The organism is Streptomyces sp. NPDC046866 (genome assembly GCF_040704625.1).
GTDB lineage: Bacteria > Actinomycetota > Actinomycetes > Streptomycetales > Streptomycetaceae > Streptomyces.
In genome coordinates, this window is sequence record NZ_JBEYXN010000018.1 from 167,704 (window position 1) to 175,843 (window position 8,140).

Annotated in this window: 7 protein-coding genes and 1 pseudogene; 6 read left to right on the top strand and 2 right to left on the bottom strand. The window is 72.1% G+C overall.

All coding sequences use genetic code 11. The features are described from left to right. Positions 1 to 55 precede the first annotated feature (55 nt). The 4 genes from AB0953_RS24650 to AB0953_RS24665 all read left to right on the top strand — a co-directional run bounded on the left by AB0953_RS24650 (position 56) and on the right by AB0953_RS24665 (position 5,105). Entirely contained in the window at positions 56 to 1,102 is a 1,047-nt protein-coding gene (locus tag AB0953_RS24650) for an agmatine deiminase family protein (RefSeq protein ID WP_366861715.1), read from the top strand. 28 nt (positions 1,103 to 1,130) lie between these two features. Further along, the gene (locus AB0953_RS24655; protein ID WP_366861716.1) at positions 1,131 to 1,739 is read left to right on the top strand and encodes a TetR/AcrR family transcriptional regulator; all 609 of its coding nucleotides are present in this window, start codon (positions 1,131 to 1,133) and stop codon (positions 1,737 to 1,739) included. Between the two features lie 282 nt (positions 1,740 to 2,021). Continuing rightward, positions 2,022 to 3,644, top strand: a complete 1,623-nt coding sequence (gene cimA, locus AB0953_RS24660; protein WP_366861717.1) for a citramalate synthase — start codon at positions 2,022 to 2,024, stop codon at positions 3,642 to 3,644. Between the two features lie 120 nt (positions 3,645 to 3,764). Then, positions 3,765 to 5,105 (top strand): hypothetical protein, encoded by a 1,341-nt coding sequence (locus AB0953_RS24665; RefSeq protein ID WP_366861718.1) that lies wholly within the window; start codon positions 3,765 to 3,767, stop codon positions 5,103 to 5,105. A gap of 35 nt (positions 5,106 to 5,140) precedes the next feature. Here the strand turns inward: AB0953_RS24665 and AB0953_RS24670 are convergent, their stop codons facing one another. Then, complete coding sequence (locus AB0953_RS24670) at positions 5,141 to 5,749, bottom strand: YceI family protein (RefSeq protein ID WP_366861719.1); 609 nt, start codon at positions 5,747 to 5,749, stop codon at positions 5,141 to 5,143. A 260-nt stretch (positions 5,750 to 6,009) separates the two neighbouring features. Between AB0953_RS24670 and AB0953_RS24675 the strand changes: the two genes are divergently transcribed. Further along, positions 6,010 to 7,593 carry an acyl-CoA carboxylase subunit beta gene (locus AB0953_RS24675; protein WP_366861720.1) on the top strand — a complete coding sequence of 528 codons (1,584 nt, stop codon included), beginning with the start codon at positions 6,010 to 6,012 and terminating at the stop codon, positions 7,591 to 7,593. Between the two features lie 23 nt (positions 7,594 to 7,616). Continuing rightward, positions 7,617 to 7,820: an acyl-CoA carboxylase subunit epsilon gene (locus tag AB0953_RS24680; RefSeq protein WP_366861721.1), complete on the top strand. Its 204-nt coding sequence runs from the start codon at positions 7,617 to 7,619 to the stop codon at positions 7,818 to 7,820. Positions 7,821 to 8,039: 219 nt separating this feature from the next. Here AB0953_RS24680 and AB0953_RS24685 read toward each other — a convergent pair. Further along, a pseudogene (locus tag AB0953_RS24685) lies at positions 8,040 to 8,140 on the bottom strand (ATP-binding protein); the annotation flags it as partial.

Here is an 8,140-nt window from a genome sequence, read left to right on the forward strand (position 1 = left end):
CCCAGCCTCCGACCGGCACGACTTCCCGGCCGGCCCAGCCTTTAAGGACCCTCCCATGACCAAGCCCGTTGCCGACGGATTCCGGATGCCCGCCGAGTGGACGCCCCACGAGCGGACCTGGATGGCCTGGCCCAGCCCCAATGCGACCTTCACCGACGAGCAGGAGCTCGCCGAGGCCCGCGAGGCCTGGGGCGCCGTCGCCCGCGCCGTGCGCGCGTACGAGCCCCTGACCCTCGTGGTCTCCCCGGGCGACGCCGACGGCGCCCGCGCCATCGCCGGGGCCGGCGCCGGACACGAGCTCACCGTCGTCGAGCGCGAGCTCGACGACGCCTGGATGCGCGACATCGGCCCGACCTTCGTCACCGACGGCCGGGGCGGCCTGGCGGCCGTCGACTGGACCTTCAACGGCTGGGGCGCCCAGGAGTGGGCCAGCTGGGAGCACGACTCCAAGATCGCCCGCCACGTCTCGGACCTGGCCGGCACCCGTACGTACAGCACCTCCCTGGTCAACGAGGGCGGCGCCATCCACGTCGACGGCGAGGGCACCGTGCTCCTCACCGACACCGTGCAGCTCGGCCAGGGCCGCAACCCCGGCTGGACCCGCGAGCAGGTCGAGGCCGAGATCCACGCCCACCTCGGCACCACCAAGGCGATCTGGCTCCCGTACGGCCTGGCCGGCGACTACGGCACCTACGGCACCCAGGGCCACGTCGACATCGTGGCCGCCTTCGCCCGGCCCGGCGTGGTCATGGTCCACACCCAGCCCGACCCGGCCCACCCGGACCACGAGCGCTGCAAGACCATCGCCGCCCTCCTGCGCGCCGCCACCGACGCGCAGGGCCGCCGGCTGGAGGTCGTGGAGATCCCGGCGCCGACCGTGCTGGAGGAGGACGGCGAGTGGGTGGACTACTCGTACATCAACCACTACCTCTGCAACGGCGGCGTGGTGCTGTGCGCGTTCGACGACCCGCGCGACGAGGAGGCCGCGGAGATCTTCCGCGCTCTGTTCCCGGAGCGGACCGTGACCCTCGTTGACGCACGTACGATTTTCGCCGGGGGTGGCGGTATCCACTGCATCACCCAGCAGCAGCCGAAGGTGTGAGCCGAGGCCGATCGACGAGGAGTGGACCATGGCGGCCGGTGGAGTACGCGCGGCACGGAAGAACGCGCCGCCGCGCGAGGAGGTCCTCGCCGCCGCCATGGCCACGATCGCCGAGCGCGGCCTGGACGGGCTGACCATGGCCGGCCTCGGCCGCCAGGTCGGCATGAGCAGCGGCCACCTCCTCTATTACTTCGGCAGCAAGGACGAGCTCCTGCTGCAGACGCTGGAGTGGAGCGAGGCGGCCCTGGGCGCCGAGCGGCGGTCGCTGCTCGGCCGCCGCGGCACGGCCCGCGAGCGGCTGCAGGCGTACGTGGACCTCTACGTCCCCGACGAGGCCCGTGACCCGCACTGGACGCTGTGGCTGGAGGTCTGGAACCGCTCGCAGAACGCCGGCCCGGCCGAACGCGACCGGCAGGCCGCCATCGAGGGGGCCTGGCACCGCGACCTGGTGGCCCTCCTCGCCGAGGGCGTCTCGCGCGGCGAGTTCCGCCCGGTGGACCCCGACCGGTACGCGGCCCGGCTGCGGGCCCTGCTCGACGGGTTCAGCATCCAGGTCGCCGTCGGCCTGCCCGGGATCGGGCGGGCGGACATCCTGGCCCACGTCTCGGAATTCCTGGACCAGTCTCTCGTATCGTGAGACGGCCCGGCCGGGCGGAGGCCCCCTGTGACACACTGCGGACGTGCTTGCTCAGCTCATGATTATCGGCAGCAGCGCGCCGGTCCGCAGTGACCGCTGAACCGTGGACGACCTCCGCGGCGGCGGCCACCGTGCCCCAGACCCGCGCGCAGACCTCTCGCACCCGCGAGGGGTCTTTTCGTTTACCGGCCCCCATTCCTGCCGGGACGGCGGTGCGCGCGCATGATGGGGGCAGTGGGGCCCGGGCATCCGGAACCACTCATCCGACAGGAGTCAGACAGCATGACGACGACCGAGGCGACAGCGCCCGCGCAGGGACCCGGCGACGGCTTCCACGTCTTCGACACCACCCTGCGCGACGGCGCCCAGCGTGAGGGCATCAACCTCACCGTCGCGGACAAGCTGACGATCGCCCGGCACCTGGACGAGTTCGGAGTGGGCTTCATCGAGGGCGGCTGGCCCGGCGCCAACCCCCGCGACACCGAGTTCTTCGCCCGGGCCCGCACCGAGATCGACTTCAAGCACGCCCAGCTCGTCGCCTTCGGCGCGACCCGGCGCGCCGGCGGCTCGGCCGCCGAGGACCCGCAGGTGCGGGCCCTGCTGGAGTCCGGAGCCCCGGTGATCACCCTCGTCGCCAAGTCGCACGACCGCCACGTCGAACTCGCCCTGCGCACCACCCTGGACGAGAACCTCGCCATGGTCAGCGACACCGTCTCCTACCTGTTCGCCCAGGGCCGCCGCGTCTTCGTCGACTGCGAGCACTTCTTCGACGGCTACCGGGCCAACGCCGAGTACGCCAAGTCCGTCGTGCGCACCGCCCACGAGGCCGGCGCCGACGTGGTGATCCTCTGTGACACCAACGGCGGCATGCTGCCCGCGCAGATCACCGCGGTCGTCTCCACCGTCCTCGCCGACACCGGGGCCCGCCTCGGCATCCACGCCCAGGACGACACCGGCTGCGCCGTCGCCAACACCCTGGCCGCCGTCGACGCCGGCGCCACCCACGTCCAGTGCACCGCCAACGGCTACGGCGAGCGAGTCGGCAACGCCAACCTCTTCCCGGTGGTCGCCGCGCTGGAGATCAAGTACGGGCGCCGGGTCCTGCCCGAGGGGGCGCTCGCCGAGATGACCCGCATCTCGCACGCCATCGCCGAGGTCGTGAACCTCACCCCCTCCACCCACCAGCCCTACGTCGGCGTCTCCGCCTTCGCGCACAAGGCGGGCCTGCACGCCTCCGCCATCAAGGTCGACCCGGACCTGTACCAGCACATCGACCCCGAGCGCGTCGGCAACACCATGCGGATGCTCGTCTCCGACATGGCCGGCCGGGCCTCCATCGAGCTCAAGGGCAAGGAGCTCGGCGTCGACCTCGGCGGGGACCGCGCGCTGGTCGCCCGCGTGGTGGAGCGGGTCAAGGAGCGCGAGCTCTCCGGGTACACCTACGAGGCCGCCGACGCCTCCTTCGAGCTGCTGCTGCGCGCCGAGGTCGAGGGCCGCGCCCGCAAGTACTTCCGCACCGAGTCCTGGCGCGCGATCGTCGAGGACCGGCCGGACGGCACCCACGCCAACGAGGCCACGGTCAAGCTGTGGGCGAAGGGCGAGCGGATCGTCGCCACGGCGGAGGGCAACGGCCCGGTCAACGCGCTGGACCGGGCGCTGCGGGTGGCCCTGGAGCGATTCTACCCGCAGCTGGAGAAGTTCGAGCTGATCGACTACAAGGTCCGCATCCTGGAGGGCAAGCACGGCACCGAGTCCACGACCCGGGTCCTGATCTCCACCACGGACGGCACCCGCGAGTGGTCCACGGTGGGGGTCGCCCCGAACGTGATCGCGGCCTCCTGGCAGGCCCTGGAGGACGCCATCACCTACGGCCTCCTGCACGCGGGCGTCGAACCGGCCGAGTGACCGCCCGAGCCGCGCGACCCCGGGCCTGAGGTCCCCCTAGCCCCGTCGTCCCCACTGGCCCCGGGAGCACCTTATGTCCGTCTCACACGGGAAAGGGACGGTTCCGGTAGCGTCGGGAGTATGAGGACCAGGCTGATATCCGTACTGTCCGCGGTGCTGCTGGCGCTGTGCGCGGTCTTCGTCGCGGCAGCGCCGCAGGCCTTCGCGGCGACCGGGCCGGCCGACGTGGCCGAGGCCCTGAGGAAGGGCCCCGTCTACGTCGACCCGCGCGCCGGGGCGCAGCTCTCCCAGGAGCAGGCCGACGCGCTCGCCAAGAAGATCAAGGACGCGGGGAAGCCGGTCTTCGTCGCGGTGCTGCCGGCCACGCAGGAGTTCCCGCCCGCCGGCCTGCTGCGCACGGTCAGGGCGCAGACGGGCATCGCCGGGCTGTACGCGATCCGGCTCGGCGAGGGCTTCGACGCCGGCGCCGACCGGGCGGTCATGCCGGTCAACGCCGTCCGCAACCTCAGCGACGCGGTGAAGGCGGGCGGCCCGGTGGACGCCGCCACGCAGCTGAACAACTTCGTGGACCAGGCGCTCGTCCAGGTCAAGGGCCACGCCCCGGCCTCCTGGAGCGGCGGGTCCTCCGCCGGCGGCGGGTCCGTCCCGGTGGGCGGGCTGGTGACCCTCGCCGCGCTCGCGGTCGTGGGCGGCGGCGGGGCCTACGCCCTGGTCCGCCGGGGCCGCAGGAGGCGGGAGGAAGAGGAGCGCGCGGCCCTGGAGAAGCTGCGCGTGGTCGTCGACGAGGACATCACCGCCTTCGGCGAGGAGCTCGACCGGCTGGACTTCCACCCCGGCGAGCGCGGCGCCGACGACGCCATGCGCGCGGACTACGGACAGGCCCTCGACTCGTACGAGAGGGCCAAGGACATCATGGCCGCGGTGACCCGGCCGGACGAGGTCCGCGGGGTCACGCAGGCCCTGGAGGACGGCCGCTTCGCGCTCGCCCGCCTCGACGCGCGGCGCCAGGGCAGGCCGCTGCCCGAGCGGCGGGCACCGTGCTTCTTCGACCCGCGGCACGGGCCGAGCACCGAGGACGCCGACTGGGCCCCGGCCGGCGGGGCGGTGCGGACGGTGCCGGTCTGCGCGGCGGACGCCGTCCGGCTGCGCGAGGGCAGGGATCCGATGGTCCGCACGGTGGACACGGACCGGGGGCCGCGCCCGTATTACGACGCCGGACCCGCCTACGGCCCGTGGGCCGGCGGGTACTTCGGCGGCGGCATCCTGCCCGGTCTGCTGGTCGGCACTGTGCTCGGCTCCATGATGGCCCCCGGCCCGGCCTACGCCTCCGACCTGGGCGGCGGCTTCGACGGCGGGGACTTCTCCGGGGCCGACTTCGACGCCTCCGACTTCGGCGGCGGGGGCTTCGGGGGCGGTGACTTCGGCGGCGGAGGCGGCTTCGACGGCGGGGGCGGCTTCTAGCTGCCGCCCCCGGGGCGGTGCCGTGCGCGACCGGGTCAGCCCTGCTTGACGGCCGAGATGTCGAACGTCAGCTTCACCTTGTCGCTGACCATGACGCCGCCGGCTTCCAGCGCCGCGTTCCAGGTCAGGCCCCACTCGGAGCGCAGGATCTCGGAGGAGCCCTCGAAGCCGACGCGCTCGCTGCCGTACACGTCGGTGGCCGAGCCGTTGAACTCCAGGTCGATGGTGAGCGGGCGGGTGACGTCCTTGATCGTCAGGTCGCCGGTGATGCGGTACGTGTTCCCGCCGACCCGGGCCGCCTCGGTGGAGCGGAAGCTCATCACCGGGAAGTCCTCGGCCGAGAAGAAGTCCTCGCCGCGCAGGTGGGCGTCGCGGTCGGCGATGCCGGTGTCCACGGAGGCGATCTTCACGTCGATGGAGGCGGTGGAGCGGGAGGGGTCGCTGCCGTCCAGGTGGAGCGAGCCCGTGTAGTCGCCGAAGCTGCCGCGGACGTTGGTCACCATCGCGTGGCGGACGGTGAAGCCGATGCTGCTGTGGGCGGGGTCGATGGCGTAGTCGCCGGTGAGGGCGGCCAGGGCCGGGTCCACGGCGGGGGTGGCGGCGACGGCGGTGCGGTCCTGGGTGCGGCGGGTGAACAGACCCATGGCTTCCTCCTGGGGGATCCGATGCTCGGTGCGAGTTCGTTGAACCTTCAACGACATTCACCGTAGACCCGTTCCGTTTAAATTTCAACAACCGGACGGGATGTCGGCTCGTTTTGTGGGATAACCACAACGGAAGATGGTCTTGCCTGGTGAACTCCGCGCATGACTTCGCGGTTCTGTGCGGGCCGGACAGCGGAACACGGCCGAGACTGTGTGGAACCAACGGAGGTTTTTCATGGACCGCTTCGTAAGGTCGGTACATGACCGTAGTGGACCAGACCCCGAGCGAGCCGACGGACGCCCGCGGCCGCGTGGCCGAGCTGCACTCCCTGCGCGAGCAGGCGCGGCGTGGACCGAGTGACCGGGCGACCGAGGCCCAGCACGCGAAGGGCAAGCTGACTGCGCGCGAGCGCATCGCCCTGCTCCTCGACGAGGGTTCCTTCAAGGAGGTCGAGCAGCTGCGCCGCCACCGCGCGAGCGGTTTCGGCCTCGAGGCCAAGAAGCCGTACACCGACGGTGTCATCACCGGCTGGGGCACGGTCGAAGGCCGCACCGTCTTCGTCTACGCGCACGACTTCCGCATCTTCGGCGGCGCGCTGGGCGAGGCCCACGCCACCAAGATCCACAAGATCATGGACATGGCCATCGCGGCCGGTGCCCCGCTGGTCTCCCTCAACGACGGCGCCGGCGCCCGCATCCAGGAGGGCGTCTCCGCCCTCGCCGGGTACGGCGGCATCTTCCAGCGCAACACCAAGGCCTCGGGCGTCATCCCGCAGATCTCCGTGATGCTGGGCCCCTGCGCCGGCGGCGCCGCGTACTCGCCGGCCCTGACGGACTTCGTCTTCATGGTCCGCGACACCTCGCAGATGTTCATCACCGGCCCCGACGTCGTCCGCGCCGTCACCGGTGAGGAGATCACCCAGAACGGCCTCGGCGGCGCCGACGTGCACGCCGAGACCTCCGGCGTCGCGCACTTCGCGTACGACGACGAGGAGACCTGCATCGCCGAGGTGCGCTACCTCATCTCGATGCTGCCGTCCAACAACCGGGAGAACCCGCCGGTCCACGAGACCTCCGACCCCGCCGACCGGCGCTCGGACGTCCTGCTCGACCTGGTCCCCGCGGACGGCAACCGGCCGTACGACATGCACAAGGTCATCGAGGAACTCGTCGACGACGGCGACGTCCTGGAGATCCACGAGCGCTGGGCCCGCAACATCATCTGCGCCCTGGCCCGCCTCGACGGCCAGGTCGTCGGCATCGTCGCCAACCAGCCGCAGACCCTCGCCGGCGTCCTCGACATCGAGGCCTCGGAGAAGGCCGCGCGCTTCGTCCAGATGTGCGACGCCTTCAACATCCCGATCATCACGCTGCTGGACGTCCCCGGCTTCCTCCCGGGCGTCGACCAGGAACACGGCGGCATCATCCGCCACGGCGCCAAGCTGCTGTACGCCTACTGCAACGCCACCGTCCCGCGGATCAGCCTGATCCTGCGCAAGGCGTACGGCGGCGCGTACATCGTCATGGACTCGCAGTCCATCGGCGCGGACCTCACCTACGCCTGGCCGACGAACGAGATCGCGGTGATGGGCGCCGAGGGCGCGGCCAACGTCATCTTCCGCAAGCAGATCGCGGAGGCCGAGGACCCGGAGGCCATGCGCTCGCGCATGGTCAAGGAGTACAAGGCCGAGCTGATGCACCCGTACTACGCGGCCGAGCGCGGCCTCGTCGACGACGTCATCGACCCCGCCGAGACCCGCGAGACGCTCATCAGCGCCCTCGCCATGCTCCGCAACAAGCACGCCGATCTGCCGTCCCGCAAGCACGGCAACCCGCCGCAGTAACGAGCGAAGGAGACCTGCCACCCATGAGCAAGACTGCCGACACCCTGCTGCGCGTCGAGAAGGGCAACGCCGAGCCCGAGGAGCTGGCCGCGATCACCGCGATCCTGCTCGCCCGCGCCGCGGCCACCCCGCAGGCCCGCCCGGTGCACCGCATCGGCTCCCAGGCCCGCTGGCGCCGTCTGGAGCGCACCCTGGGCTTCCGCGCCCCGCACAGCTGGCAGGGCTGACCCGCAGCTCATGCCGTCAGGCCCCGCACCCTTCCGTCAGGGTGCGGGGCCTGACGCATGTCCGGGGGCGTGCGGGACCGGTTCCACCTGCCGTTCGCGCGGGCGGGGCGCGCTGGCCGAAGCCCCCGCACCCGTCGCGCGCACACGACGAGGCCCCCCGTGCCGGCAGGGACACGGGGGGCCTTCGCGGAGACGGGCCGGCGGGCGGGCCGGGGACGACTACCGCAGGCGGGCCATGAGGGCGTGTTCGACGAGGGTGATGAGGGCGCTCTTGGCGTCGGCGCGGTGGCGTGCGTCGGTGGTGATGATGGGGGCGTCGG